The sequence below is a fragment of the Microbacterium mcarthurae genome (genome assembly GCF_046064585.1).
In the GTDB taxonomy this organism is placed as follows: domain Bacteria; phylum Actinomycetota; class Actinomycetes; order Actinomycetales; family Microbacteriaceae; genus Microbacterium; species Microbacterium mcarthurae.
This window is the reverse complement of sequence record NZ_JAROCE010000001.1, coordinates 530,263-555,944: the sequence shown is the minus strand read 5'-3', so window position 1 is coordinate 555,944 and position 25,682 is coordinate 530,263. Positions and strand designations below refer to the sequence as shown.

The window sequence follows — 25,682 nt, the reverse complement described above, 5'->3', positions numbered from 1 at the left end:
GGCCTGCGTGTGCAGGAGTTGTGCGGCGCCGCCGTGGGCACAAGCCCCTCGGCATCCACCGTGTTGACGGTGTTCACTGGGAGTATGCGATCGATCTGGAAAGGCGCGCTGACCTTCGGCCTGGTCAATGTGCCCGTCAAGGTGTACTCGGCCACCGAGGATCACGACGTGCCGCTCCACCAGGTGCACAACAAGGACGGCGGACGGATCCGGTATCAGCGCATCTGTGAAGTGGACGGGGAAGTGGTGCCCTACCAGGACATCGACCGTGCCTACGACGACGGTGAGCGGACGGTCGTGCTGACCAAGGACGACCTGGCCTCGCTTCCGAGCGAGCGAAGTCGAGAGATCGAGGTCGTCGAGTTCGTGCCGAGCGATCAGGTCGACCTCCTCACGCTCGACAAGGCGTACTACCTGGAGCCGGATTCGTCGTCACCCAAGGCCTACGTGCTGCTCCGAAAGACGCTGGAGCAGAGCGACCGCACCGCGATCGTCCGATTCTCGCTCCGTCAGAAGACACGACTGGCGGCGCTACGCACCCGGGGCGACGTCCTCGTGCTCCAGACCCTTCTGTGGGCCGACGAAGTGCGCGAGGCGGCTTTCCCCGCCCTGGATGAGGATGTGCGGATCTCGGCGAAGGAGCTCGAGATGTCGGCATCGCTCGTCGAGAGCTTCTCGAAGGACTTCGACCCGGAGGAGTTCGGCGACGAGTATCAGCGGGAGTTGCGCACCCTCATCGACGCCAAGCTCGAACAGGGCGACGCTCTCGACACCGCCGCGACCTTCGGCGCCGAGGACGGCGACGACGACGGCGGTGAGGTCATCGACCTCATGGAGGCGTTGCGCGCCAGCGTCGAGCGCAGCCGCGCCGCCCGCGAGGATGCCAAGGGCGAGGCCGCACCGAAGAAGAAGCCCGAAACGAAGAAGAAGACGTCGAAGGCTTCCTGACCGCGGCTCTCAGCGGCCGCGCTGGTCGCCGTCTTCGAGCGTCTGCGGGTCGAGGACGAGAGCTTCCGAATCCGCCTTCGTCACGACGTCGTGGCCTCGGGCGGCGTCGCGCTTGGCGGCGGCGCGCTCGCGGAAGTAGTGGACGGCGATGAAGATCGCCGTGCCCGCGACGGCGGCGAGGAGGATGACGTCAATGTACTCGGTGACGATGTCGCGCACGAACGGGATGTACCCCACCGCGTAGCCGATCATCGTCAATCCGATGCCCCAGATGATCGCGCCGATGAGGTTGTACAGCGTGTAGCGCCGCCAGGGCATGTGCCCGACACCGGCCGCGATCGGAGCGAAGGTGCGCACGACGGGGACGAAGCGGGCGAGGATGACGGTGATGCCGCCGAAACGGACGAAGAAGGCGTTCGTGCGTTCCACGTTCTTCCGACTGAAGATGCCGGATTCTTTTCGCTCGAAGATCGAAGGTCCGGCCTTGTGGCCGATGAAGTAGCCGACTTCGCCGCCGATGAAGGCGGCGACGCCGATCGAGAGAGCGACGAACCAGGCGTTGATGCCGAACACCCCGTTCGGGGCAGCCGGTGTGGAGTGCGAAAGCAGGCCCGCCATGATCAGCAGCGTGTCGCCGGGCAGCAGGAATCCGACCAGCAGACCCGTTTCTGCGAACACGATGAAGCAGACGACGAGCAGTGCCCAGGGCTGCGAGTTGGTGATGATGGTCGCCGGGTCGAGCCACGGGAGCAGGGCGGTGGGGTGGATCACATCGGTCCCGTCGGGTCGAAGAAACGGTGTCGTGGAGAGATATCCGTGCGGAAGGGGGGACTTGAACCCCCACGCCCGAAGGCACAGGAACCTAAATCCTGCGTGTCTGCCGGTTTCACCACTCCCGCGAGTGCCCTCATTCTAGGGCCGCGTCGCGGCGGCTCCATGTGAACCGGCTCCCAACTCACGCCGGACCGGTGGGCGTGTCGCGGGAATGCGTATGCGGCGTGCTGGCTTGGAACCGACATGAAGGCGATCGTCTACTCCACCCCCGGTGACTCTTCCGTCCTGTCCCTCGTCAACCGCGACGTCCCCGAACCCGTCGCCGGTGAGGTGCGCGTTCGTCTGGCGGTCTCGGGCGTGAACCCCACAGACTGGAAGGCGCGGGCCTCGGTGGGCCGACCGCTCGTCGCCGATGAGGTGACCCCCAACCAGGACGGAGCGGGAACGGTGGATGCCGTGGGCGACGGCGTAGACGGACTGACGGTGGGCGATCGCGTGTGGATCTTCCTCGCCGCCCACGAGCGCCCGACCGGCACCGCGGCCGAGTACGCGGTGATCCCCGCCGCACGGGCCGTCCGGCTGGCCGACGACGCGTCGTTCGAGCTCGGCGCGAGCCTCGGCGTTCCCGCGATGACCGCTCACCGCGCCTTGACGGTGCACGAGTTCGGGCCTTCGCGTCTTTCCCCCGGAGCGCTGGACGGGCGGACCGTGCTCGTGCAGGGCGGCGCGGGTGCCGTGGGCCACGCCGCGATCCAGCTGGCCGTCTGGGCCGGCGCCACGGTCATCGCGACGGTGAGCAGCGACGAGAAAGAGACCCTGGCGCGCGCGGCGGGCGCCCACCACGTGCTGCGGTATCCCGATGCCGCGTTGGCCGACGGCATCCGCGAGATCGCTCCGAACGGCGTAGAGCACATCGTGGAGGTCGCCATCGCGCAGAACGCCGGGCTCGACGTCGAGGTCGCCGCCAACCACGCGTCGATCGCCTATTACGCCGACAACGGCGGTGATCGCTTCACCGCCGCGGTGCGCGAGAGCTTCGCCAAGAACGTCCGCTGGCAGGGGCTGCTGCTGTACACCGTCGGTGACGATGCCCTCGGGGCCGCGGCCGAGGACGTGTCGGCGGCTGTGGCCGATGGTGCGCTCCCTGTCGGGGAAGAGGCGGGACTGCCGCTGACGTGGTTCCCCCTGGCGGATACGGCCGCTGCCCACGACGCTGTCGAGGCAGGGGCGATCGGCAAGGTGCTGGTGCGCATCGACGCGTCCTGAGGACGCGCGACGCAGGGCTTGCGCGTATCGCGACGATCTCGCCGGGAACGGGCTGAACCGACGAGAGTGCTGGTTACGCTCGAGGTCACGCCGGGTTCGAGGGCGACTCGGGCCCGCGGCGCGGACGACGGGAGGACCCACGCTCATGACCACGACGCCTTCTTCCGGTGTTCCCGCGGTGGAGGACAGCGGGCTGTGGGATTCGCCCCCCGACGAACGCTTCGACCGCATCACCCGCGTGGCGCAGGAGCTGTTCGACGTCGACCTGGCCCTCGTCAACGTCGTGGGCGCGGACGACATCTACACCAAGGGCCAGCCCGACGGCGCGCGCTTCGGGTTCTCGTCGGTGGCGGAGGTCTTCTGCGGGGATACCGTCCAGCAGGACGACATTCTCGAGATCGAAGACGCGCGCGCGATCGAGCGCTACGCGAGTCGGGGTGCCGTGACGCACTACGGCATGCGCTTCTACGCCGGCATCCCGCTGCGTAACGATCGGGGGGATGCCGTGGCGACCCTGTGTCTGCTCGATGGCGACTCGCGCCATCTGGATGCCGCCGAGCGGGAGGCGTTGTACAGGCTGGGGCAGTGGGCCCAGGCGGAAGCGCGACAGGCCCAGCCCGGGGCCGAGGCGGGCGGAGCGGCGTCGGCCGCGCCCCGAGGCGACAGTCTGGTCGGCGACGAGCTGCGCCTCGCGGCGCTCGCGATTCCGCACGGGTTGATCAGCGGGGACCGCAGCGGATGGCAGCAGTTCGGCGGTCGTGTCGTCGTGACCCTCGCCGACGTCATGGGGAAGGGCGAGGAGGCGGGCCGTCTGGCGGACGAACTTTTAGCGGCCCTGCAGTCGCGCCGTGACAGCGCTCCGCTCGATGCCGTGCGCTCGGTCGAAGACGAGGCGCGTGCGACGGGCCGCTACCGCGACACGTTCGCGACGCTGTTCCATACCGTCATCGACACGACGACCGGGATAGTGGACTTCGTCGACGCCGGCCACGGATTGACGCTGCTGCTGCGTGCCGACGGGACCAGCGAGCGGCTCCGGTCGCACAACCTCCCGCTCGGGCTGCGCCCCCGCGAGCTGGCGTGGGAGGCGGGCCAGGTCGAGGTCGCGCGGGGCGATCTCATCGTGAGCGTGTCCGACGGAGCGCTCGACGCGTACGACTCCACGCTCGACAGCCTGCGCCTCATCGGTGAAGATCTGCGGCGGTCCGCGGATCCGGATGACTTCTTCCGGGATCTCTCCGTGCGAGTGTCGACGCAGCCCGTTGACGACGACGTCACCGCGGTGGTCGTGTCGATCCACTGACACCTCCGTCAGCGGCCCATCGTCTCGCCGAGGCCGATCCCGCGGGTCAGCGCGGGGTGACTCGGGATGCCGCCCGGCGCCGGAGAGCGATGGCGAGCAGCCAGAGTGCGAGCAGCCCGCCGGTTGCGACGAGGGTGGCGACGAGCGGATCGTCGACGTCGAGCGCGGGGACGCTCGCGATCAGGATCAGCAGAAGCAGCTGCGCGCAGAACACGGCCAGGCTCGCTTGACCCAGCGGCACCCACACGGCGCGCCACACCCGGTCTACGGGCACCCAGACCGCGGTCAGGACGGCGAGGGCGACCGCGAGCAGGACGGCCGAATCGCCGAGCCGCACGAGGTCGAGACCACCGGGTGCGGACGGCGTGATCACGCCGAGAACCGGGGCAGTCACGCCAGTGATGGCTGCCGCGGCCCACGCCAGAACGATCACCGTCGCCACCGTCATGCCTCCGGGCCGACGCAGGAGCCGGGAGATCACCGCGCGGTGGTATCCCACGACGAGGCCGAGGACGAAGGGCAGCTGCCAGGCGAGGAGGGGATAGACCGCATCGAACGCGGTCGGCAGGAGGATGGCATCCGGTAGCGCGATCGACATGGCGTAGGCGGCGATGCTCACGGCCACGACGACCCACCACAGTCGACGACGCAGCAGGGCGAGGAACAGGGGTGCGAGGAGCGCCAGGGCGATGAACAGACCCAGGATCACGATCGGCCACGGGCTCATCCGTAGGAGGAGGAGATCGCGCACCGCGTACCACGGCGGTGGGTAGTCCAAAAGGCGCTCGGCGTTCGGGTACAGGTCGTACACGCGACCCGTCGACGGGTCGGTCAGCGTCGTGACGGTGGTGGTGTCGAGGAAGGGGAGGAAGCCCACGGCGAAGACGGCCACGATCACCGACAGCGTCACGGCGTACAGCCGCCCGGCGCGTCGCCACCCGCGTGCGAGCCAATCGCCGACGCCGAGAGCATCGAGGCGGCGCCGGTAACCCAGCCCCATGACGATGCCGCTGATCGCGACGAACAGCTCGGCGCCGGTGACGGAGAGGACGGCCTGCGACGCGACAGCGAGGGGCCCCGCGCTCGCGAGGACCGCGAGGACGCCGCCCGCGATGGCGACACCGCGCACGACGTCGAGCCGCAGATCTCGTTCGTGCGCCTCGTGCCGGTATCGCCACCGGGGGAGCAGCCGCGACACCGCGAGTGCCAGCACGAGGGCGATGGCTGCCCCGGCCATCGTCCACGCGGCGACCGTCGGTCGCTCCGACCCGGCCGGTTCCGTGAGGGGAGAATGGCTCGAAAGGCCTTCGTCCGCCGTCACCGGGGGAGTCACCGGCGCCCACGCGAAGCGCCCCGTCGCGACGAGGTCTGCCCGGAGCGCCTGCGCGACCCGAGGGTCCGCCGTCGCGCGCCAGTCCGCCTCGGCACCGCCGGCCTCGGCCTCGACGCGTTCGACCTCCAGCCAGGAGACGGTGTCGATGTGCGGATGCGCGGGCAGCTCGTTCAGCACCTGCTGCCACCATCCCCTCTTCACCGAGAGCTCGTCGTCACCCGCGCGCGCGGGGTCGAACAGGGCTCCGGTGTCGATCGCCATCGGGCGGTCCGGCCGGGCGAAACGCTCGGTGAAACTCTGCGGCTGGGCCACGGTGTACCCCCAGCGCTCTGCCAGACGCTGCGCGACCTCGCCGCTCTCGGGGGCGTCGTTGCGCTCAAGGGGAACGTCCCGGCCCGCGGCCGCCGCCGCCTCCCCCTTGCCGAAGTAGTAGAGGGTAAGCCCGACGCGATCCACGGCATCCGCACGCGGAAAGTACGGACCGTAGGGGTCGTCGGCCTCGGTGAGCAGGCCGTCGGCGTCGGTGTCGAGGGTCCGCTCGTCGCGCACCGACAGGTCGTCCAGGCGCCCGTCGGCGCGGTCGAACGGGTATCCCGCCCCGTAGGACGGCACCCAGACGGTCTCGGCCCCCGAGGATCCGGCGTGCACGGCGTCGGCGACGGTTTCGAACGCGCGCACGTACGCCGTGGGCTGCTGCCCCCACCGCACCCAGGATCCGTTCATCTCCGGGGCGAACCGCACGCGCTGCTCGGTGCCGTACGCGGCGTGCATGCGGTCGAGGGTGTCCGCGAGAGCCCGGGCGTCCGCCGCCGTGAGCTCGTCGAGATCCTTCGTCGGCTCGAACGTCAGGATCAGCGCTGCCCCCTGGGCTGCGGCCGCGGTGGCCGCGCGCTGCCAGCCCCGCTCCGCGGCGGCATCCAGGGGATAGGCCAAACGGATGCCGTAGGCCGGCGGCGTCTCACCGAGTCGCCGAGCGTACCCTTCCGGGGCATCGGCGCCCCAGTCCAGCTCGGGGGCGAACCACAGGCCCCCTGCGGCCGCGCTGGGTGACGCATCCGCGGCGGGCGCAGCGGGCGAACCGTCGACGGCGGCCGCGGCCACTCCGTTGCCCGCGGCCGCGAACACCGCGACCGCGGTGAGGGCCGTCGCGATGACCCGCGTGACCAGCCGGCGAGAGGCTCGCCTCACGGTCGCTCGCTCTCCAACTCCCAGACGTTGCGGGCACCGTCACGGCGGTAGGCGACCTGGTCCACACCCGCGATGGCCAACGCCAACCCGCGGCCGGTCTCCTCGTCGATGGATGCCATGCGCACGGCATCCGGATCGAACGACGTGGGCCGCCCGTCGTCGCCGAACGTGGCCCGTAGCCGGACCGGGGTGGCCGAGAGCTCGAGCGTGAACTCTCCGTCCGGCCGCGCGGCTCCGGAGTGCTCGACGATGTTGCCGGCGATCTCGATGACGGCGGTGTCGAAACCGAACCGCACGCGCGGCGGGACCTCACCCACCTTCGACCACCACTCCTCGAGCAGGTCGTGGATGGCGTCGAGGCTCGCGGCCACGACGGGGGCGCTCAGGCGGCGCTCGATGTCGGTCTCAGTCACGGAGAGCCTCCTCGACGCTCGGGCGGGGCCGCAGGACACGGTCGAGGTTCGTCAGCCCGAGGACCATCGAGACCTGGTCCGACGGGGAGGCGAGCCGGAGGTCGCCACCGGCCTGGCGCGCGCTGCTGAGGCAAGAGACGAGCGCGCCGACCCCGGACGAGTCGACGAAGTCGGTCTGCGACAGGTCGATCACGACGACCGAACCGCCGCCCTTCTGGATGACATCGGTGACCGTCTCGCGGAAGTCGCGCGCCGACACCATGGTCAATCGTCCGCGCGGCGTGATGACGGTCGCGCTGTCGCGAGCGTCGATGTCGACCTGGAGCATGTCAGTAACCCTTCGGTTCGTGGTCGGATGCCGAGTACCGCACGGCGCGGATGATGACGCTGAACACGGCGAGGTCGTACAGCACCCACACGATGTTGACCAGCGGCGCCACGCCCTCCGCCTGGCCCACGGCGTAACGGATGGCGACGACGACGAGCGACAGCACGAGAGCGGCCATCACGATCAGTTGCGGTCGAACGAGGTCCCATCGCGGCCGGTTCTCGGTGGACCGCGTCTTGGGGGTCACCGAGAACGCGAGCGAGCGCCCCCCGTAGACGTTGCCCACCGCGCTGGTGACCGCGCGGATCCAGGTGGGGAAGAGCGCGAGCGAGTACTGCGCCCCCCGCCACGTCGGGCGGCCGTTCGCCACGACGATGAACAGCACCTGGTTCAGCACGAAGAACGGGAGGAAACGCGCGAAGAAGTCCACGCTCCACGCCTGCACCGGCATGACGCCGAACGTGAGGTAAAGGACGGGAGCGGCGACGTACACGATCGCGGCGAAGCCCGAGAGGTAGCTCCACATCGTGCCGAAATACATCAAGCGCTGACCCCAGCTGAGGCCTTTCTGCACCAGGGGGTTCTCGCGGAACATCACCTGCATCGTGCCCTGCGCCCACCGCAGGCGCTGCGTGAGCATCGTGGGCAGGTCGTCGGGGGCCAGCCCCCGGGCGAGCACTTGATCGTGGTAGACCGACCGCCACCCCAGCCCGTGCAGGCGCATCGACGTCGCCATGTCCTCGGTGACCGAGATCGTGGCCAGCGGCATGATCGCCTGCGCCTCTTCGTCACGGCCCACGTCGAACGCGTTCACGAGCAGGCTGACGGATTCGACCGCCGCCAGGGGAGACAGGCTCTTCTCGGTCAGCGCTTCCAGGGCGACGTCGTCGACGGATGCCAGTGTCTCGGGGTCACCGGTCAGCTCGGCGAGGGCCGCGAGCTCGGCGCGCAGAGCGGAGATGTCCTCCCCGCTGAGGCGCTCGCGCACGTCGTCGATCCGGCGCTGGAACCGGTAAGTGAGGTCGGCCAGGGGTTCGCCGGTGGCGAGACCGGACTTGAGGGCGTCGAGGGCTGCGGCGACCTCATCCAGGGCGGCGACGACGCGGGGTTCTCGCGCGTGTGCACGTCGTGCCCGGGCCAACACCCGCCGAGATGCCCGGACACCACGGTCGACCGCACGTTCGACATCGCCGACGTAGCGGGAGACCCCGAGCTGCATGAGCGCTTCGCGGCGGAGAATCGCGTTCGAGCCGCAGAAGAACGCCGCGTTCCATCCGTCCTTGGACTGCTGGATCGGGCCGTAGAAGAGGGGCGCCTGACTACCCAGCGGATCCGAGGGGGGCACGTTGACGAACCACTGCGGAGTCTGCACGAGCGCGACACGCTCGTCCGCGTCGAACCAGCCCAGTGTGCGGTCAAGGATGTCGGGGGAGGGGATCTGGTCCGCGTCGAGGATCAGGAGGAATTCGCCCTCGGTCACCATCAGGGCGTTGTTCAGATTGCCCGCTTTGGCGTGGCGCGGTCGATCGCGCCACGCCTCCGAGCGGGTGATGACCCCGATCCCCTCCGCCTCGGCGAGCGCGCGCAATTCGGCACGGTCGCCGTCGTCGAGGATCCACGTGCGGTGCGGGTAGCGGATGGCGAGCGCCGCGCGAGCGGTCCCCATGACGAGATCCAGTGGCTCGTTATAGGTCGTCACGAGCACATCGACCGTCATCTCGCGCGTGATCGGGGGAGCGTCGTGCCGCTCCCGCAGCCGCCATGCGCCCAGACCGAAGAGGATGCAATCGATGAGGCTGTACGTCTCGGCCAGCACCAGGGGCACAGCGATCCACCAGTGCTCCCAGTTCACCGACGCCAGCCAGCGCCAGGCGAGGTAATTGACCCCGCTCGCGATGGACAACACCACGATGACGCGGATCAGCGCGTGACGGCGGACGCGCTGCGCCTCGCGCCGACGGGCCTCGTGACGGGAATCGTCACGGGGGACGGTTGTTTCGACGATCATGCTCTTGCTCCGGGGGTGATTCACCACGGTGCCATGACCGCAAGAGAGGAATCACGCAGGTAGCGTCGAGCTGGCGGCTTCTGGTAAACGATCCGCCGATCCGCCTGCGCCGGCCGTCGTGTGGGGTCAGCGACCGGAGCGTGCGAGCGGCACGACGCACACGGCGAGGGCGGCGGCCGCGATCGTCAACGCGAGCGGACTTCCCGCCTGGTGAGCCACGGCGCCGACCACGGCGCCCCCGACGAGCGATCCCCACAGCACCAGCGGGCGCTGCCACGCGGTTCGGGATCCCCCGGTGACCAGCGCCGCGAGCGCCAACCCGAGGCTCACGAGGGTGCCCGTCGAGTACGTGATCGCAACGCGCGCGCGCCCATCGGCGAGGAAGAGCGTGTTCAGGGCGCCCATCGCAGCCGCGAGCAGGCCGACGCGCCAGAGCGTCGCCTCTCCGGCGAGAGCCAGGCCGGCGGCGGCCCCGACGGTCAGAGCCGCCGCGCCGACGATCCAGGGCCGGGGTCGCGCCATCCGCGTGTTCGCGACGCCGCCGAGGGCGACACCCGCGACGAATGCGGCGATGATCCCCGCGGAGGCCAGGGCCACGGCCGCACCCGGCCCGAGCACCTCGACCGCGGCCTGCGTCGAGTTGCCGCTCATGAACGACACGAACAGGCCCCCCGTGTCGAGGAAGCCGATGGCGTCGACGAACCCCGCTATGCCCGCGAGCGTCACGGAGACGGTCAGCGACCCACGATCGACGTCCTTCATCCCAGTCCCTTCGCGTGACGCGTCGCGTTCATCGTGGGGCGGGAACGGTGGCGTCGGCAAGTCGAGCGGGCGGGGCCCTCCTTCAGCGCACCCGCGGCACGTAGCGCGGCACCCAGCGGACGAAGCCGATCGCGCCGGCCGCGGCGAGGAATCCCATCGCGGCGACCGCGATCGACAGTGACGCGGCCGCCGTCAGTGCGGACAGGATGAGAGGAGCGATGGCGCCGCCGCCGTCGGTCAGGGTCCGCCACGACCCGAGGAATGCCGCCGGGTCGGCGGGCGGAGCCAGATCGGCTCCGAGGGTGAGCAGGATGCCGCTGGACAGACCGTTGCCGACGCCCAGCACGGCGGCGAACATGGCGTACCACATCGCGGCGTCACCGACGTCATGGGTGACCGAGAGCGCGAGGAATCCCGCGCCCATCAGCACCATCGCCGGCAGAGCCGCCCACAGTCGACCGAAACGGTCCATGACCTGGCCGCTCGCGTAGAACAGAGCGAAGTCGATGGCCCCGGACACCCCCACGACCACCGCGATCGCGGAGGCATCCAGACCCAGCGACACTCCCCACAGTGGCAGGACGACCTGTCGAGCCGATCGGACCGCCGACAGCGAAGCGGCGGCGAGACCGAGGCGCGAGAGCACGCCGCGGAAGCGCCACATCGTTCGGAACACGCCTACGCGCTCGACGAGCGGAATCGCGCCGGTGACGGGTTCCCCGGTGTCTTCGGCATCCCCTCCGTCGCCGGTCGTCGATGCGGTGGCGGGGGCGGCGATCGCGCGCTCGGGATCCGGCCCCAGGAGGACGAGGAGGATCGTCGCGACCTGGCAGATCGCGAAGAACGCGATGGAGGCGGACTCGTCGCCGAAGATGCCCAGCAGGGCCGCCGACACGAACGGGCCCACGAACATCCCGAGGCGGAACGTCCCGCCCAGCAGCGACAGCGCGCGGGCGCGGAAGGCCAGCGGCACCCGGGTCGTCATGAACGAGTGTCGCGCCAGAGCGAAGGATGCCGTGCAGAACCCGATGAGGAACACCGCCGCAGCGAACACGGCGAGCGAACCAGCAAAGACGACGCCGAGCAGGCCGCCGAGGATGACGATGCCCGCGACGCCCATCGTCAAGCGCTCGCCGAATCGCGCGACCGCCCAGCCGGCGGGGATGTTTCCGCACAGCTGACCCACGACGAGAGCTGCGGCGATCAGGGCCGCGAGGGCGACGTCCGCGCCCAGCCGACTCGCGATCACCGGGATGAGGGGGATGACCGCACCCTCGCCGAGGGCGAAGAGCAGGGTCGGGCCGTAGATCATCGGCGCGAAGCGCACCAGTACGTTCCGGGGGGAGTCGGTCGTCACCGTCTCCACGATAGGCTGGAGTGTCATGCTCGAACTGGACCTTGCCGCCGACATCCAGGCGCTGCGCTCGACCTTCGCCGATATTCAGGCCGTGGTCGACGTCGACGCACTCACCGCCGATATCGAACGCCTGAGCGAAGAGGCGGGGGCGCCCGACCTCTGGGACGACGTCGACAACGCCCAGAAGGTCACCAGCCGCCTCAGCCACCGTCAGGCCGAGCTCAAGCGCATCACCGAGATCGAGCAGCGCCTCGACGACCTCGAAGTGCTCGTCGAGCTCGCCAACGAGATGGAGGACGAGGAGTCCGCCGACGAAGCGCGCAAGGAGCTCGCGTCGCTCCGCGAGGTCATCAACCAGCTCGAGGTGCAGACGTTGCTCGACGGCGAGTACGACGCCCGGTCGGCGGTCGTGACGATCCGCTCCGGCGCGGGCGGCGACGACGCCACCGACTTTGCCGAGATGCTCCTGCGCATGTACCTGCGGTGGGCCGAGCGTCACAAGTACCCGGTGAAGGTCATGGACACGTCGTACGCCGAGGGCGCAGGCATCAAGTCCGCGACGTTCGAGGTCGACGTCCCCTACGCGTACGGCACGCTGTCGGTCGAGGCGGGCACCCACCGCCTCGCGCGCATCAGCCCCTTCGGCGGCGCCGACAAGCGGCAGACGAGCTTCGCCGCCGTAGAGGTCATTCCCGTGATGGAAGAGGCCGTCGAGGTCGAGGTACCCGAGAACGACATCCGCGTCGACGTCTTCCGCTCGTCGGGTCCCGGCGGACAGTCGGTCAACACGACCGACTCCGCCGTGCGCATCACGCACATCCCCACGGGCCTGGTCGTTTCGATGCAGAACGAGAAGTCGCAGATCCAGAACCGTGCGGCGGCCATGCGGGTTCTGCAGACGCGCCTGTTGCTGCTCAAGCGCGAAGAAGAGGCAGCCAAGAAGAAGGAGCTCGCGGGGACGATCACCGCGAGCTGGGGCGACCAGATGCGGTCGTACTTCCTCTACGGCCAGCAGCTGGTGAAAGACCTTCGCACCGGATATGAGGTCGGAAACCCCGCGGTCGTCTTCGACGGCGACCTCGACGGTCTGATCGCGGCCGGCATCCGGTGGCGAAAGCGCAAGGACGACGACGACTGACCGAGGGATGCCGTGAGCCGTGGCATCCATAGGACTCTCCCGGTTCCACGATCCGGCGCGTCCTCTCGGGCTGGAACGGTCGCGCGCTTAGGCTCGTCGAGCCATGATCCGGTTCGAGAACGTCACCAAGCGGTATCGCGGCACCACGAGACCGGCGTTGAACGCCGTCGACTTCGAGGTGCAGCGCGGAGAGTTCGTCTTCCTCGTCGGAGCCTCGGGCTCGGGGAAGTCGTCGTGCCTGCAGCTCATCCTGCGCGCAGAGACCCCGAGCGAGGGGAGGGTCGTCGTTCTCGGGCGTGACCTGCGCACCCTCTCCAACCGGAAGGTGCCGTACTTCCGCCGTCACATCGGGTCGGTGTTCCAGGACTTCCGTCTGCTCCCGAACAAGACCGTGCACCAGAACGTCGCCTTCACGCTCCAGGTCACGGGTGCTTCGCGCGGCTTCATCCAGCAGGCGGTGCCCGAGGTGCTGGCGCTGGTGGGTCTCGACGGCAAAGAGAAGCGTCTTCCGCACGAACTCTCCGGTGGTGAGCAGCAGCGTGTCGCGATCGCGCGCGCCCTGGTGAACCGTCCGCAGGTTCTCCTCGCCGACGAACCCACGGGAAACCTCGACCCCGGCACGTCCGTCGACATCATGCAGCTGTTGGCGCGCATCAACGCCGGAGGCACCACCGTCGTGATGGCGACCCACGAGGCCGGCTTCGTCGATCAGATGCAGCGTCGCGTGATCGAGTTGCGCAACGGCGAGATGGTCCGCGACGAACGACGCGGTGGGTACGGCGACACGTCGGGCATTCCCCGACTCGCCCCCGAGGTCGAGCGGGGCGCCGCCGCGGTGGCCGCTCTCACCGCGGTCCTCGAGGTTCAGCGCGAGGTCGCGCACGTCACCGGGGCCGTCGAGCCCCTCGATCTCTCCGCGGCCGCCCGGAACGACGCGGCACGAGCCGAGGCGGCACGCCCGGATGCCACGACCGGCCCGGCGGCTGAGGCCTCGGCGGCGGAGGCCTCGGCGTCGGCCGACGCGACGCCGCCGCCGCGTGAACCCCGCACGAACACGCGATCGGTGCCCGTGACCACACCGGACGTCGATGCGCTCGGCCTCGCCGATCGACTCGGTCTCGCCGACAAGAACGACCGCGACAACGAAGTGGGGCCCACGACATGAGACTCGGGCTCATCCTCTCCGAGGCCTTCACCGGGCTTCGTCGTAACGCGTCGATGGTCATCTCGGTCATTCTCGTGACGTTCGTGTCGCTCACTTTCGTGGGTGCCGCGATGCTCATGCAGATGCAGATCGGCAAGATGCAGTCGTACTGGGCCGACCGTGCCCAGGTCGCAGTGTTCATGTGCGCGACCGTGTCGGATGCGCCGTCGTGCACGGCCGGTCAAGCGGCGACCCAGGAGCAGATCGATCAGGTCACCGCAACCCTCGACGGTCCCGCCCTCGCGCCGCTGATCCGCAACTACACGTTCTCGACGAGCGATGAGGTCTTCGAGGATGCCAAGGCGCAACTCCCCGAGGACATCGCCGGCGTTGTCACCGCCGACCAGTTCAACGCCACCTTCAGCATTAACCTCGTCGACCAGGGCCAGTCGGATGTCATCTCGGAGGCGTTCAGCAACCAGGCCGGCGTCGAAGAGGTCACCGACCAGATGCAGTATCTGGAGCCGCTGTTCCAGACCCTGACGGTCGCGACCTACGTCGCCGTCGGGATCGCCGGGCTCATGCTCGTCGCCGCGGTTCTGTTGATCGCGACGACGATCCGTCTGTCGGCGTTCGCGAGACGCCGAGAGCTGGGCATCATGCGGCTGGTGGGGGCGTCGAACCGGTTCATCCAGACGCCGTTCGTCCTCGAGGGTGTCCTCGCGGCGCTGATCGGTTCGGCGCTCGCGAGCGTGGCGGTGTGGGCGATCGTCGGGGTCGGCGTGAACCAGTACCTCCGTGATCGCATCGGCTTCATCACTTCGTGGGTCGGCTTCGCCGACGTCGCGATCGTGGTGCCCGTGATCATCGTGATAGGTGTACTGCTGGCGGCTCTCAGCGCGAGCTTCGCGATCCGACGCTGGCTGCGCGCCTGAGTCTGTAGACTGAGGGGCTCTGTGTGCCCGGAATCATGAGGAGGTGGCACCATGCCTCGTGAGCAGGGTGAGAAGCTCATCGCGTCGAACAAGAAGGCGCGCCACGACTACGCCATCGAGAAGACGTATGAAGCCGGGCTCGTGCTGACCGGCACCGAGGTCAAGTCGCTGCGGCAGGGCCGTGCGAACCTCACGGACGGTTACGCCTACATCGATGGCGGTCAGGCCTACCTGGACGCCATCCACATCCCCGAGTATTCGCAGGGGCACTGGACCAACCACTCGGCCAAGCGCACCCGCAAGCTGCTGCTGCACAAGGAAGAGATCATCAAGCTCTCGCACGCCGTCGCCGCGGGCGGGTACACCCTCGTGCCGCTGCGCCTGTACTTCCTCGACGGCCGGGCGAAGGTCGAGATCGCGGTGGCCAAAGGCAAGCGCGAGTTCGAGAAGCGTCAGACAATTCGTGAGCGCGAAGACAAGCGTGAGGCGGAGCGCGCCATGCGCACGCGCAACCGCCTGGGGGAGTGACGCTCACTCGGCCCGGAAGCGCCCTTCGACGGTTGCGCTGACGACGATCTCGGGCGCCTGGAGACTGAACGACGGGCCCGCCTCGGCTCGCGCGGCCATCATCCGGGGCATCGCGGCATCCGGATGCCGATCGAGCAGTCCGGCGTCCGCGATCTCGACGGCGGTGATGGATGCCAAGCCCAGGGCTTCCGCGTACGCGGCCGCGCGCTCCACGGCGACCTGTACGGCGGAGGCCGCGACCTTCCGCTCGACCCGAACGCGGGTCTCGTGCGCGAGACGCCATTCGACCGCGGTCACCTGCACGTCGTCGGATTCGGCGACATCACCCAGCCACCAAGACAGCGCCCCAGCGTCGGTGAAAGTCGCCGACAGCTCCACGCTCGCGTGGTGCACCAACGGCAGCTGCGCTCCGTCGTTGTTCCAGGGGCGGTCCGACCACACGGACACTCGTGCACTCGACCATTCCGACACCTCGCCGGACCGCAGGTGCGCCACCAGACCGTCCTGGACGGATGCCGCCCGCTCCTGGGCTCGTTCGACCACCGGACCGCGCGTCGGGCCGTCGGTGGACACGGTGACGCGCACCGCCGCTTCCTCGGCCCGTACGCGCGTCTCGCTCTCGCCCCGCACCGTGATGATGACCTCGCTCATGCGGCGAGCCTAGGCGAGAGGGCGGGAATGCGGAGGGGAGGGCGGCGTTGTAGACTGTGATGCTCGGGTGCTTCGGTGCCCGGGACTGGCAATTCAACAGTGTGACGATGGTCGCTCCTTCACGGAGTTCCCGGGGCTGATCGGTTTCGACAGCGCCTGCGAACCCGCGAGAAGCGGGCCGAGGATGTGGGGTTATCTCGTAAACGCTCCCTGCAAAACAATAAGTGCCGATGCTAAGCGCACTGACTTCGCCCTCGCTGCCTAAGCGAGCCCGATAGTCCGTCAGGCCGTGTGTGACCCCGCCACGGATCCTGGCGTCATTTAGGGGTCTTGCTGTGTGACGGCGTCCGGACGTCATGCGGGACTTTTCCCGGACTGGGCCTGTCGACTTAGGTGTCTGTGACAAAGGTCGGGGCCGAGCAGAACGTCTGCACAGACTGCGCCCGGAGAAAACGCGGAGACCCAGCGTTGGACGGGGGTTCGATTCCCCCCAGCTCCACGAACCATCGTCGTACGAAATGGCCCGAGACCCGCATACTCTGCAGATCTCGGGCCATTGTTGTTTTTCGTCGAGGCACCGACTTCGCACGTGGCTCGACGCGGCAGGGAATCTCGACTTCCGAATACGTTCCGAACTAGACTGGCCGCATGAGCACGATCAGCGACTTCGGCATGACAGTCCGCCGGTCTTCAGACCTCAGCAAGCACGCCGCGGAGGTTTTCGCGGAAGCCGACGATCACCCGGTTCAGGTGACTCGACGCGACGGGGAGCCTCTGGTGCTGATGTCCCAACGTGAGGCGGACGCTCGTGCGCAGCTGCTTCAGTTGGCTGCTCAGCTCATCACCCTGTCGCTGGACGACGACGAGTCGCTGGAGGTCGGCATGACGAAGCTCTTCCCGTGGATGCTCGCGCTGTCGCCGGCAGACCAGGCAGAGTGCGCGAAGAACGTCGTAGATGCCGCCCGTGCATCGTTCTCCACCGGACAGGCTCACCTGGCCGTGGCGGAGCTGACGTCCTGGCGGGAGACGGCGACAGCACTCGCCGCCGGTCTGAGCTCGGAGCCGGTCGATTGGCTGGACGAGATCGAGTCCGTCGAGCGACCCTGACCGTGGCGAAGGGCGAGCAGGTCTCCCGGCCGACGAAGAAGAACGAGTACTCGATCCTTTTCGCGTCGACCGGCGCGAAGAAGGGGTGGCGTGATCTCGTGGCGACCATCCGAAATCCGATGGCGGACGCCTGGGACTTTCTGACTCGGACGCCGACGGAACGAACACCCACGAACTATCCGCTCCGGGGCGAACTGGGCTCAGTCCAACGCGACGGTGCGCGCTATGAACGGTGGCAGCACAAGCCAACGTTGAAGGGGGACGCGAGGATCTGGTTCTGGGTGGACGGGCGCACCGTGTTCATCGAACAGGTGCATACGCACCACCCCAACGACACGAAGTAGACCGCCCCCTTTGTCCGCGCTTGCCGAGAGACGTGATGTCGTTCACGCCGCGGTGCGGGTGTGGACGTCGCTCTCGCCCGAGGCGCCGTTGAGCTCGAGGTAGACGCGTCCTTCGGTGCGCGTGAGGGTGGCGGTGTTGCGGCGTTCGATCGCGTCCGCCATCGTCTCCACGAACCCGGGGTCGAAGGAGTGCAGAAGCACCTCGTCGGCCCGGTGAATACGCTTCCCGGCCCAGGGCGCGGCCACCTTCTCTGGGTCGCGGTGCGTGTACACGGCGACCCGCTCGGCCTTCATGCTGCCGGTGTGCAGGCGGGCGGCATCCGGGGCTCCCACCTCGATCCACGCGGTCAGTGAGCCCGTCAGGTCGCGCACCAGGACGGCCGGTTCGTCCGTGGCGGAGACGCCCTCGCTGAAGGCGATGCCCTCCTCGTATTCGAGGCAGTACGCGAGTACGCGCGTGAGCATGTAGGGCGCGGTCTCGGAGGGATGCCGCGCCACCCGCACCGCGAGTTCGTCGTAGACGCCGCGATCGACGTCGGAGAGCTGCACCGTGAAGGTGTGAATGGTTGCGCCGATAGCCACGACGACCGAGCCTACGTCACCGGGTTGCCCGCACCTCACGGCGCCGCTTAGCGTCGGAGCATGCCCGATCCCCGCCGCCTGCGCATCGACGTCGGTCCGTTCCAGCTCGACCCGGATGCCGAGGCCCCCACGTGGACGGCGACGGGGTCGCGCGCAGCGGGCGGCACCGTGACGGGCGGATGGAGCGACTGGGTCGCCTTCGCACAGCGGGTGCTGCAAGCCGACGCGTTGTGGCGGGAGCGGGAGGCTCGCGGCGACGCGTGGGATCAGGGGCACGCCGCCTCCGGCGCCCCGGACGCGGTCAATCCCTACCGCTGAGCCGGCGGCCACTCCACCAGCACGAGACTCTGTTTGGTGTCGGCGATCTTCACCCAGTCGTCGCCGAAAAGATAGGTGATGCCGTAACCGTCGGCATCCTTCCCGATCGCCCAATCCGGGTTCTCGGTGACGTAGATCAGGCCGTCGGAGCCGTCTTCGCGCTTCCAGCCGGACGCGACGAGCTCGTCCACCGCGTCCTGCACGGCATCCGCTTCGATCGGTGCCCACCCGAACATCTGGATGCGGTCGGAGGTCACGGAGCTGTCACCCCACTTGCACTGGATGCCGCCCGACAGCTCGGTCGCCCCGACGCGGAAGGCTTCGGTCTGCACCGTCCACCCGAGGCTGCGGAAGTCGGCGGCGGTGGTGCTCGGGATGATCGTCTCGCACGTCGGCTCGCCGGCGTCGGCGCCGGGTGTCTCGGTCGGTGTCGCCTCGGGCGGCGCCGTCGGGGTGACGGCCGGGGGAGCCGACGGTGCGGCGTCGGGTGCCGTGGGCGTGGTACACGCCGTCAAGAGAACCGCGGCGAGTATCGCGGTACCCGCGGCGGAGAGCGACCGCCGAATCACGGGGCGTCTCCCTCGTGCAGGAAGGCGTGGAACGCATCGTGCAGCACGCCGTTCGACGCGAGCGAGGAGCCCGCGTCGAGCCGGTCGGAACCGTCGAACGCGCTGAACCGGCCGCCGGCCTCGCGCACGATCGGCGCGATCGCGGCGATGTCGTACTCCTTCACACCGAATTCGGCGACGAGCTCGAGACGACCTTCCGCGAGCCACATGTAGGGGAGGGCGTCGCCGTAGGCGCGATCGCGCCACACCGCGCGGGCGAGGCGTTCGAGCGTCGGCACGAGGTCGACGTCGTCCCACTGTTCGATGCTCTGGAAGCTGATGCTCGCGTGCGCGATGTCGTCCACGCCCGAGACGTGGATGCGTCGCGCTTCGCCGTCGCGACCGTTCGTCCAGGCGCCGTGGCCGGTGGCGGCCCACCAGCGTCGTCCGATCGCCGGCTGGCTCACGACACCCACGGTCGGGACCCCGTCCACGGTGAGCGCGATGAGCGTCGCCCACACGGGGATGCCGCGCATGTAGTTGTGGGTGCCGTCGATCGGGTCGATGACCCATCGGCGCGCGGTGTCGCCCGTCGTGCCGTACTCCTCGCCGAGGACGGCGTCACCCGGTCGCTCGGCATCCAGGATGGCGCGGATCGCCCGCTCGGTGGCCAGATCGGCCTCGGTGACGTGGGTGCGATCGGGCTTGGTGTCGATCTGCAGGTCGACGGCGTCGAACCGCGCCATGGCGACCGCATCGGCCGCGTCGGCCAGGCGCAACGCCAGCTCGAGGTCGTCGCTCACCGACACCGCGGACGAGGGGATCGCATCGAGGGAAGCCACCGCTCCAGAATAGACGGCACCCCCACCCCGATTTGGCGTGCTCTCGTCACGCCTGGTAACGTAATCCCTCGGTTCGGAACGCGATTCTGAGCCGAAGGAACGCACCTCTAGCTCAATCGGCAGAGCAACTGACTCTTAATCAGTGGGTTCTGGGTTCGAGTCCCAGGGGGTGCACCACAAGGAAGGCCCGGAAACACTGAGCAAAATCAGTGACCGGGCCTTCCGCCGTTTCCGGCTCGGATCGGGCAACATCGCGAAAACAGCGCGTCCCGTTTCAGCCGACCGCGCGGAGCGGCCTGAGCGAACCGGCCTCCGCCTCAACCGCCGCCATGATGTCGTCCAAAACGTCCACGTTCGGCTTGGCTTCGAGCAGGTGGCCGTAAACATCTGCTGATGCGGTCGCGAGCGGCAGCGCGCTCGTCGTCGGCCTGGAAGCGGATGGCGAACTCGTCGGCCAGGTCTTCCAGCGCATCCTCGACCTCGCCGAGCTTGGCGACGGCGGTTTCGGCGAGGCGTCCCAGGACGCGCTCATAGGCAGGATTGCCAGAGGCTCCTGCGAGCTTGGGCAGGGCGGCGAGCTTCTGCTCTCGCGTGGCGTCTGCCGGGAGTGGCGTGCGGGGCATTGTGATGTCTCCTTCTTTGTCCATGCTGAGCCGCGCTATCGAGCGGCAGAGTGGCCAGCGAGCGAGAATCGTTCTCAAGAAGGAGAGCGCAACGAACACGACCGTGCCTCATGTAAACGACCCAACAACAGTGTGGATATTCGAAGCGATGTTCATCTACGAAACCCTCAGCCGAGAGACAAACCGCATCCCGAAAGGTGCAGCCGTCGGTCTCCCGGAGTACCCGACCGCCCTCGGCATCCTCGGCGGCATCCCGATCCTCGCGAGAGAGGTCGTCGTCCTGGCGGACGGCTCGTCGTGGCTGTACGCCGACGATGTTCCGGGCGGCTCCGTCCTGACGCCTGGTTCTCTCGGCATCTGCCACAAGTGCGGCGCAGGGTGCGCTCAGTTGGCTCCAGTCGTGCCCGAAGAAGGGACTCTTGCCGCAGCTCTGCTGCAAGCCCGGTGATCGGCGTATGGGTGTCCTAATTGCGTCGCGGTCCGACGATCCAGAAAGGTCCCGCGGAGCAGCCCGCTGGAATCTCTGCTTCTAGCTCGCTCGGATCGCCAATCTCGTTGCCGGCGAACGTGATGGTGTCGCCCACTCGATACTGATCCTCGCCGAACGTGAGAGTCTCCCCGTCCCAAGTAACCTGATCGGAAGGGAAAATTGGGACCCTTGAGTTGTCCAGGCGCACACATCCATCTATCTCCACGAGAACCCCGCGAGCTTCCCCAGCGTCGCTGCCCCAATTCGGCGGAACCTCGTAAGTGGCGATCGCACCCTCACTTGCCCGGCTTTCGTCAGGCGTCTCGGAAGGCGTAGGGTCGCTCGCGAGTGAGCACGATGTGAGCAGAGTGGCGAGTACCACCAACAATGCAGCGGTGAGGAGCTTTCTCATCACTGACATCCGGGCGGGTCGATGCACAGGTCAACCTGAAGCTGGTTGAGAACTGGATTGATCGGGGTGTAGAAGTCGTCGAAGGCTCCGTAACCCTTGAAGATCCCGTACGCGGTGTTTCCTAGGTAAACCGGTCCACCACTGTCCCCCGGCTGGACCGTCGACCCGTTTATCCTTACGAGGCCATAGGAAGTCTTCTCACTACTTGTATGTGATTGGTTGAGGCCGATCACCCTCGCTGATTGTCGTCCGCCATTTCGGCCGTAGACGTAGACGGTCGAGTTGATGCTTACGTCACTGCGGGCCTTCTGCGCGCGGCCGAGGCCATGATCGTAATGGAACCAGGCATCCATCATGATGGGGCTTCGCATCCACTGCATATCGCCGTATGTCTCGATATGCTGAGCACGGAAGTTGAAGTCGAAGTTTTAGTTCGGCGAGATTTGGCGCAAGTTTTTTGAGCAGTGGCCCGCAGTCACCACTCCGATGTCAGGACCCACCCTCGCGCTAACGACAAACCCGGACGTGCAGCTCAGGCCGGAGTCGAGTGCATTTAGTGCGGTTCCTCCAGCCTGCCCCCAACTCGCGTCACCGATCGCGCCTGTATCGGCAATGTACGTTTCGATAGTGAAGCCGCCCAGTGTGTCGGTGCTGAAGGCGTCATCCAACGAAGCCTTCAACTGTCCGACATGCCGGTCTAGAGCTTCGCGCGCCACTGAGTCATCGTTCTCAGATGCAAACTCGACTTGGTAGACCTTGCGATCGGGAATTGGCCCCGAGGTGACCGCTACGCCTTCCCCAACGTAGGTCAACGCAGTGTTGTGGATCTCTCTGCTGATGGTGGCCATCTGCACCTCTGAGGCGCCGAAACCCTCAATCGCCTTGATCGGAACCGTACTGCCGTCAATGATTGCTGTGGCGTCAGGGGGTGTTGCGGCTGCGAACGCTACTTCGACGTACTTGTCGCGAATCCATGCCACCGCGAAGTCATCAGGGAACTGTTCGCGAAGAGCCTTTATGATTGGTCCAGCCTCTAGCTGCCATACAGCTGCCGCCTCCTCCTCATCGAGAAGGGCCAGGCTTTCTTCGTCAAACTCTTGGACCCACGGCGCCTCGTCGCCGCTCGCCGTTTCATCCGGCGCAACCGCGGCCTGAGCCGACGACGCGAACAGGATGGATGTAGACATCGCTGCACCGAACATCAAGACTGTCGTGCTGATCCGCATCAGACTTCCGCCCTCGGTAGTTGCTCGTATGAACAATTGCTCCGCTTGGGTCATCATCTCAGGGCGGCGCATGCCAGCACAATGAGGCTGATGTCCTCGCGATGCTCGGCCACGCGACGGAGCTTGTCCGCGACGAGCTGAGCTAGACGGCGCTACACCTGAGCCTTAAGCCGAGAACGCCCGGACTCCCTGGGGCTGGGAGGGTCCGGGTGTTCTCTCGTGGCAGATGGGCGCAGGCGGGCGAGCGGGTCGGGAGGCCGGATCAGCGCGAAAACAGCGCCGCCGCTCGTCCCGGACGGTCCCGGACATCCCCGGTCGTTGTCCCGCGATCCGCGTGTTTCGGGGCTTTCCGGGGAGGTCGGGGAGCGACGGGGACCCAGGCCCAAGCTCTCCTAATCAGTGGGTTCTGGGTTCGAGTCCCAGAGGGTGCACCGACGAAACGCCCCCCACTGGATTTCCGGTGGGGGGCGTTCTGCTTCCGTTGTGATGCTCGCAGCACAGCGACGCCGCACTTGGCAAGGGCGTTCTGACATCGCCGCCGCACCTCTCCACTGGGGCGATGAGTTCCGACACCACGCGTCGCGCCACCTCCAAACGCGACGCTCCCGCATCCGAGCACCCCGGCAAGCCGGATTCCCCCGATGACCTCGACAAGCGCTCGTGGAAGTATGTCCTGCGCAAGACGCTGCATGAATTCCGGTCCGATGGGTGTATCGACATCGCCGCGGCGTTGACGTATTTCGCGGTCCTGTCGATCTTCCCTGCGCTGATCGCGCTGTTCTCGCTGCTCGGGGTCTTCGGGCAGGGCCAGGCGGCCGCCGACGCCATCCTCGGGATCATCGAGCAGGCGGCACCCGGCGAGACCGCGAGCACCATCCGCGGGCCGATCGAGCAGATCGCCTCATCGCCCGGCGCGGGCGTGGCGCTGATCACCGGAGTCGTGCTCGCCGTGTGGTCGGCATCCGGGTACGTGGGCGCGTTCAGCCGCGCAATGAACCGCATTTACGAGATCGACGAAGGACGACCGTTCTGGAAGCTCAAGCCGGTTCAGCTTCTCGTCACCGTGATCGGCATCGTTCTCCTCTTCATCGCGGCGACCATTCTCGTGGTGTCGGGTCCGGTCACCGCGGCGGTGGGCGACGCGCTCGGTGTCGGAGATGTGGCGCAGACGCTGTGGTCGATCCTCAAGTGGCCGGTCCTCGCCCTCATCGTCGTGCTGATGGTGGCGATCCTGTACTACGCGACTCCGAATGCGAAGCAGCCGAAGTTCCGCTGGATCAGCGTGGGCGCCCTCATCGCGATCGTCGTGCTCGCCCTCGCCACCCTCGCCTTCGGTCTCTACGTCGGGAACTTCTCGAACTACGACCGCACCTACGGTTCCCTCGCGGGCATCGTGATCTTCCTGCTGTGGCTGTGGATCGCGAACCTCGCGCTCCTCTTCGGCGCTGAGTTCGACGCGGAGATGGAGCGCGCGCGTCAGCTCGAGGCCGGTATCGCCGCCGAGACCGACATCCAGCTGCCGCCCCGCGACGACCGCAACCTGAAGAAGGCGGATGCCAAGGAGGCAGAGGATGTCGCCGAGGGGCGCCGTATTCGGAAGGACCACGACTCGGCGAACTGAGCCGGGGTGAGCCACTCCGGCGGCGAGGTGCGAGGTGGTTGTGGCGGTTGCCGGGGTGTCGGCCCTCGCATCATCGCCGATCGAGCGACAGGATGGCGACATGGCCGACGACGAGATGTGGGACGTCACCGACGTCCAGGGCACGCCCACCGGAACGCTGCATCGCCGGGGTGACGGCCCCGTGCCAGCCGGGTCGTTCCACATCGTGGCATCCGTGTGTGTCGCGGCATCCACGGGTCGGGTCCTCGTGAGCCGAAGGGCGGAGGGGAAGGAGTACCCGCTCGCGTGGGAGTTCCCGGCGGGCAGCGCCCTGCGCGGGGAGTCCAGCCGTCGGGGTGCGATCCGCGAGCTCGACGAGGAGGTGGGCATCTCGGTCCTACCGGACGACCTCGTGCTCGTGGGGCGCGTCGTCGAGGAGCGCGCGCTGTTCGATCTGTGGTGCGCGCACGTCGAGGGCGAGCCCGAGGTGACGGTCGATCCCGACGAGGTGCTCGAGGCCGAGTGGGTCGACCTCGCCGAGGTGCGCCGCCGCTGGCAGGCGGGGCTCTTCGCAACGCCGTGGAACGCTCGATTCGCTCAGCTGTGGGAGACGCTCGACGACACCGTCCGGGGCGGTCGGTGACGGACCGGACGCACGCCGTCGCGGTTGCCGGCGGAACGCTGCACGTGGGGGAGTGGCATCCGGATGCCGACGGCGCACCGTGGCTGCTCGTGCACGGGGTCACGGCATCGCACCGCGCGTGGTCGTGGGTCGCGGAGGCGGCGCCGAACCTGCGGCTGATCGCCCCGGACCTGCGGGGCAGGGGGCGCAGCGCCGACATCGACGGCCCGCTCGGGATGGCCGCGCACGCGGATGACCTCGCCGCGGTCCTGGATGCCACGGGCGTCGAGCGCGCGGTGGTCGTCGGGCACTCGATGGGGGCGTTCGTGTCGGCGGTGCTCGCCGATCGGCACCCGGACCGCGTCGAGCGGGTCGTGCTCGTGGACGGAGGACTGCCGCTCGACCTTCCCCCGGGGATGCCGCCGCGCGATGCGGTGCGGCACGTCCTCGGGCCGACGGCCGCCCGGCTGGAGATGCGCTTCAGCGATCGAGGGCAGTACCGCGAGTTCTGGCGGGAGCACCCGGCGTTCGTCGGCCGGGAGGACCCGCTCCTCGATGACTACTTCGACTACGACCTCGTGGGAGAGGAGCCGGAGCTGCGTCCCGCGACGACGTTCGCCACGGTCGAGGCCGACTCGCTCGACCAGAACACCGGCGCCGACATCGCACGGGCCCTCGATCGGATGCCACGGCCCAGCCTGCTGCTCGCCGCGGCGCGTGGACTGCGGGGCGAGGTTCCGCCGCTGTATCCCGACCTCGCCGGCCTGCGGAGTGCTTTCCCGCAGCTGACGGACGCGCGCCGGGTGCCCGACACCGACCACTACTCGATCGTGATGTCGCACCCCGGCGCACGCGCCGTCGTCGCCGCGACTCGGGGCCTCCTGCCATAGGAGCCCGATCTGAGCGCCCTCGG

28 protein-coding genes, 2 tRNA genes and 1 other RNA gene are annotated in these 25,682 nt (G+C 68.2%); 16 read left to right on the top strand and 15 right to left on the bottom strand.

The window, feature by feature from the left end:
* The first annotated feature begins 84 nt into the window (after window positions 1–84).
* A complete protein-coding gene (ku, locus tag P5G46_RS02775) occupies window positions 85–948 on the top strand; it encodes a non-homologous end joining protein Ku (protein ID WP_408905271.1) in 864 nt (287 codons plus the stop codon).
* 9 nt (window positions 949–957) lie between these two features.
* Here ku and P5G46_RS02770 read toward each other — a convergent pair whose 3' ends face one another.
* Complete coding sequence (locus P5G46_RS02770; RefSeq protein WP_408905270.1) at window positions 958–1,716, bottom strand: DedA family protein; 759 nt, start codon at window positions 1,714–1,716, stop codon at window positions 958–960.
* A gap of 49 nt (window positions 1,717–1,765) precedes the next feature.
* Window positions 1,766–1,847: transfer RNA gene (locus tag P5G46_RS02765), tRNA-Leu, on the bottom strand.
* 118 nt (window positions 1,848–1,965) lie between these two features.
* Here P5G46_RS02765 and P5G46_RS02760 point away from each other — a divergent pair.
* Complete coding sequence (locus P5G46_RS02760; protein ID WP_408904929.1) at window positions 1,966–2,988, top strand: NADPH:quinone reductase; 1,023 nt, start codon at window positions 1,966–1,968, stop codon at window positions 2,986–2,988.
* A gap of 145 nt (window positions 2,989–3,133) precedes the next feature.
* Complete coding sequence (locus P5G46_RS02755; RefSeq protein ID WP_408904928.1) at window positions 3,134–4,291, top strand: SpoIIE family protein phosphatase; 1,158 nt, start codon at window positions 3,134–3,136, stop codon at window positions 4,289–4,291.
* 46 nt (window positions 4,292–4,337) lie between these two features.
* On the opposite strand, the gene opgC is transcribed toward P5G46_RS02755, so the two are convergent.
* The 6 genes from opgC to P5G46_RS02725 form a co-directional block, all read right to left on the bottom strand.
* Window positions 4,338–6,812, bottom strand: coding sequence for an OpgC domain-containing protein (opgC, locus tag P5G46_RS02750; protein WP_408904927.1), 2,475 nt, complete (start codon window positions 6,810–6,812; stop codon window positions 4,338–4,340).
* On the bottom strand, window positions 6,809–7,225 hold the full coding sequence (locus P5G46_RS02745) for an ATP-binding protein (protein WP_408904926.1): 417 nt from the start codon (window positions 7,223–7,225) through the stop codon (window positions 6,809–6,811). The genes opgC and P5G46_RS02745 overlap by 4 nt, the downstream gene beginning before the upstream one ends.
* The gene (locus P5G46_RS02740) at window positions 7,218–7,553 is read right to left on the bottom strand and encodes an STAS domain-containing protein (RefSeq protein WP_375095499.1); all 336 of its coding nucleotides are present in this window, start codon (window positions 7,551–7,553) and stop codon (window positions 7,218–7,220) included. Before P5G46_RS02740 ends, P5G46_RS02745 begins: the two co-directional genes overlap by 8 nt.
* Before the next feature lies 1 nt (window position 7,554).
* The gene (locus P5G46_RS02735; protein ID WP_408904925.1) at window positions 7,555–9,561 is read right to left on the bottom strand and encodes a glycosyltransferase family 2 protein; all 2,007 of its coding nucleotides are present in this window, start codon (window positions 9,559–9,561) and stop codon (window positions 7,555–7,557) included.
* Window positions 9,562–9,687: 126 nt separating this feature from the next.
* A complete protein-coding gene (locus P5G46_RS02730; RefSeq protein WP_239274281.1) occupies window positions 9,688–10,323 on the bottom strand; it encodes a YoaK family protein in 636 nt (211 codons plus the stop codon).
* An 82-nt stretch (window positions 10,324–10,405) separates the two neighbouring features.
* On the bottom strand, window positions 10,406–11,707 hold the full coding sequence (locus P5G46_RS02725) for an MFS transporter (RefSeq protein ID WP_408904924.1): 1,302 nt from the start codon (window positions 11,705–11,707) through the stop codon (window positions 10,406–10,408).
* On the opposite strand from P5G46_RS02725, the gene prfB reads away from it, so the two are divergent.
* The 4 genes from prfB (at window position 11,706) to smpB (ending at window position 15,425) form a co-directional block, all read left to right on the top strand.
* Window positions 11,706–12,818: a peptide chain release factor 2 gene (gene prfB, locus P5G46_RS02720; protein ID WP_239274325.1), complete on the top strand. Its 1,113-nt coding sequence runs from the start codon at window positions 11,706–11,708 to the stop codon at window positions 12,816–12,818. The two genes, P5G46_RS02725 and prfB, sit on opposite strands and share 2 nt — an antisense overlap.
* Window positions 12,819–12,921: 103 nt before the next feature.
* Window positions 12,922–13,983, top strand: a complete 1,062-nt coding sequence (gene ftsE / locus P5G46_RS02715; protein WP_408904923.1) for a cell division ATP-binding protein FtsE — start codon at window positions 12,922–12,924, stop codon at window positions 13,981–13,983.
* Window positions 13,980–14,897, top strand: coding sequence for a permease-like cell division protein FtsX (gene ftsX / locus P5G46_RS02710; protein ID WP_408904922.1), 918 nt, complete (start codon window positions 13,980–13,982; stop codon window positions 14,895–14,897). Before ftsE ends, ftsX begins: the two co-directional genes overlap by 4 nt.
* A 51-nt stretch (window positions 14,898–14,948) precedes the next feature.
* The gene (gene smpB, locus P5G46_RS02705; RefSeq protein ID WP_408904921.1) at window positions 14,949–15,425 is read left to right on the top strand and encodes an SsrA-binding protein SmpB; all 477 of its coding nucleotides are present in this window, start codon (window positions 14,949–14,951) and stop codon (window positions 15,423–15,425) included.
* Between the two features lie 3 nt (window positions 15,426–15,428).
* Here the strand turns inward: smpB and P5G46_RS02700 are convergent, their stop codons facing one another.
* The gene (locus P5G46_RS02700; protein WP_408904920.1) at window positions 15,429–16,076 is read right to left on the bottom strand and encodes an SIMPL domain-containing protein; all 648 of its coding nucleotides are present in this window, start codon (window positions 16,074–16,076) and stop codon (window positions 15,429–15,431) included.
* A 132-nt stretch (window positions 16,077–16,208) separates the two neighbouring features.
* Between P5G46_RS02700 and ssrA the strand changes: the two genes are divergently transcribed.
* The 3 genes from ssrA to P5G46_RS02685 all read left to right on the top strand — a co-directional run bounded on the left by ssrA (window position 16,209) and on the right by P5G46_RS02685 (window position 17,527).
* Window positions 16,209–16,578: a transfer-messenger RNA gene (gene ssrA, locus P5G46_RS02695) on the top strand.
* A gap of 146 nt (window positions 16,579–16,724) precedes the next feature.
* Window positions 16,725–17,183 carry a prevent-host-death protein gene (locus P5G46_RS02690; RefSeq protein ID WP_239274400.1) on the top strand — a complete coding sequence of 153 codons (459 nt, stop codon included), beginning with the start codon at window positions 16,725–16,727 and terminating at the stop codon, window positions 17,181–17,183.
* A gap of 2 nt (window positions 17,184–17,185) precedes the next feature.
* Entirely contained in the window at window positions 17,186–17,527 is a 342-nt protein-coding gene (locus tag P5G46_RS02685) for a hypothetical protein (RefSeq protein WP_239274402.1), read from the top strand.
* A 42-nt stretch (window positions 17,528–17,569) separates the two neighbouring features.
* Here P5G46_RS02685 and P5G46_RS02680 read toward each other — a convergent pair whose 3' ends face one another.
* On the bottom strand, window positions 17,570–18,109 hold the full coding sequence (locus tag P5G46_RS02680) for a YaeQ family protein (protein WP_239274411.1): 540 nt from the start codon (window positions 18,107–18,109) through the stop codon (window positions 17,570–17,572).
* 60 nt (window positions 18,110–18,169) lie between these two features.
* Between P5G46_RS02680 and P5G46_RS02675 the strand changes: the two genes are divergently transcribed.
* On the top strand, window positions 18,170–18,427 hold the full coding sequence (locus tag P5G46_RS02675; RefSeq protein ID WP_239274413.1) for a hypothetical protein: 258 nt from the start codon (window positions 18,170–18,172) through the stop codon (window positions 18,425–18,427).
* On the opposite strand, the gene P5G46_RS02670 is transcribed toward P5G46_RS02675, so the two are convergent.
* Together P5G46_RS02670 and P5G46_RS02665 are read right to left on the bottom strand one after the other, a co-directional pair.
* Window positions 18,418–18,996 carry a hypothetical protein gene (locus P5G46_RS02670; RefSeq protein ID WP_408904919.1) on the bottom strand — a complete coding sequence of 193 codons (579 nt, stop codon included), beginning with the start codon at window positions 18,994–18,996 and terminating at the stop codon, window positions 18,418–18,420. The two genes, P5G46_RS02675 and P5G46_RS02670, sit on opposite strands and share 10 nt — an antisense overlap.
* A complete protein-coding gene (locus P5G46_RS02665; RefSeq protein WP_239274417.1) occupies window positions 18,993–19,817 on the bottom strand; it encodes an inositol monophosphatase family protein in 825 nt (274 codons plus the stop codon). The genes P5G46_RS02670 and P5G46_RS02665 overlap by 4 nt, the downstream gene beginning before the upstream one ends.
* 101 nt (window positions 19,818–19,918) lie before the next feature.
* Here P5G46_RS02665 and P5G46_RS02660 point away from each other — a divergent pair.
* Window positions 19,919–19,994, top strand: a tRNA-Lys gene (locus P5G46_RS02660).
* 140 nt (window positions 19,995–20,134) lie between these two features.
* Here P5G46_RS02660 and P5G46_RS02655 read toward each other — a convergent pair.
* Entirely contained in the window at window positions 20,135–20,440 is a 306-nt protein-coding gene (locus P5G46_RS02655) for a hypothetical protein (protein WP_239274419.1), read from the bottom strand.
* A 148-nt stretch (window positions 20,441–20,588) separates the two neighbouring features.
* Here P5G46_RS02655 and P5G46_RS02650 point away from each other — a divergent pair, with 148 nt between their 5' ends.
* Window positions 20,589–20,888 (top strand): hypothetical protein, encoded by a 300-nt coding sequence (locus tag P5G46_RS02650; protein WP_239274421.1) that lies wholly within the window; start codon window positions 20,589–20,591, stop codon window positions 20,886–20,888.
* Between the two features lie 432 nt (window positions 20,889–21,320).
* Here P5G46_RS02650 and P5G46_RS02645 read toward each other — a convergent pair whose 3' ends face one another.
* Together P5G46_RS02645 and P5G46_RS02640 are read right to left on the bottom strand one after the other, a co-directional pair.
* Window positions 21,321–21,677 (bottom strand): S1 family peptidase, encoded by a 357-nt coding sequence (locus P5G46_RS02645; RefSeq protein WP_239274423.1) that lies wholly within the window; start codon window positions 21,675–21,677, stop codon window positions 21,321–21,323.
* A 72-nt stretch (window positions 21,678–21,749) separates the two neighbouring features.
* Window positions 21,750–22,619, bottom strand: a complete 870-nt coding sequence (locus P5G46_RS02640; protein ID WP_239274432.1) for a chymotrypsin family serine protease — start codon at window positions 22,617–22,619, stop codon at window positions 21,750–21,752.
* 487 nt (window positions 22,620–23,106) lie between these two features.
* Between P5G46_RS02640 and P5G46_RS02635 the strand changes: the two genes are divergently transcribed.
* The 3 genes from P5G46_RS02635 (at window position 23,107) to P5G46_RS02625 (ending at window position 25,659) form a co-directional block, all read left to right on the top strand.
* Window positions 23,107–24,168 carry a YihY/virulence factor BrkB family protein gene (locus tag P5G46_RS02635; protein ID WP_239274442.1) on the top strand — a complete coding sequence of 354 codons (1,062 nt, stop codon included), beginning with the start codon at window positions 23,107–23,109 and terminating at the stop codon, window positions 24,166–24,168.
* A 100-nt stretch (window positions 24,169–24,268) separates the two neighbouring features.
* On the top strand, window positions 24,269–24,790 hold the full coding sequence (locus tag P5G46_RS02630; protein ID WP_239274444.1) for an NUDIX hydrolase: 522 nt from the start codon (window positions 24,269–24,271) through the stop codon (window positions 24,788–24,790).
* Window positions 24,787–25,659, top strand: coding sequence for an alpha/beta hydrolase (locus P5G46_RS02625; RefSeq protein ID WP_408904918.1), 873 nt, complete (start codon window positions 24,787–24,789; stop codon window positions 25,657–25,659). The genes P5G46_RS02630 and P5G46_RS02625 overlap by 4 nt, the downstream gene beginning before the upstream one ends.
* The last annotated feature ends 23 nt before the right edge of the window (window positions 25,660–25,682 follow it).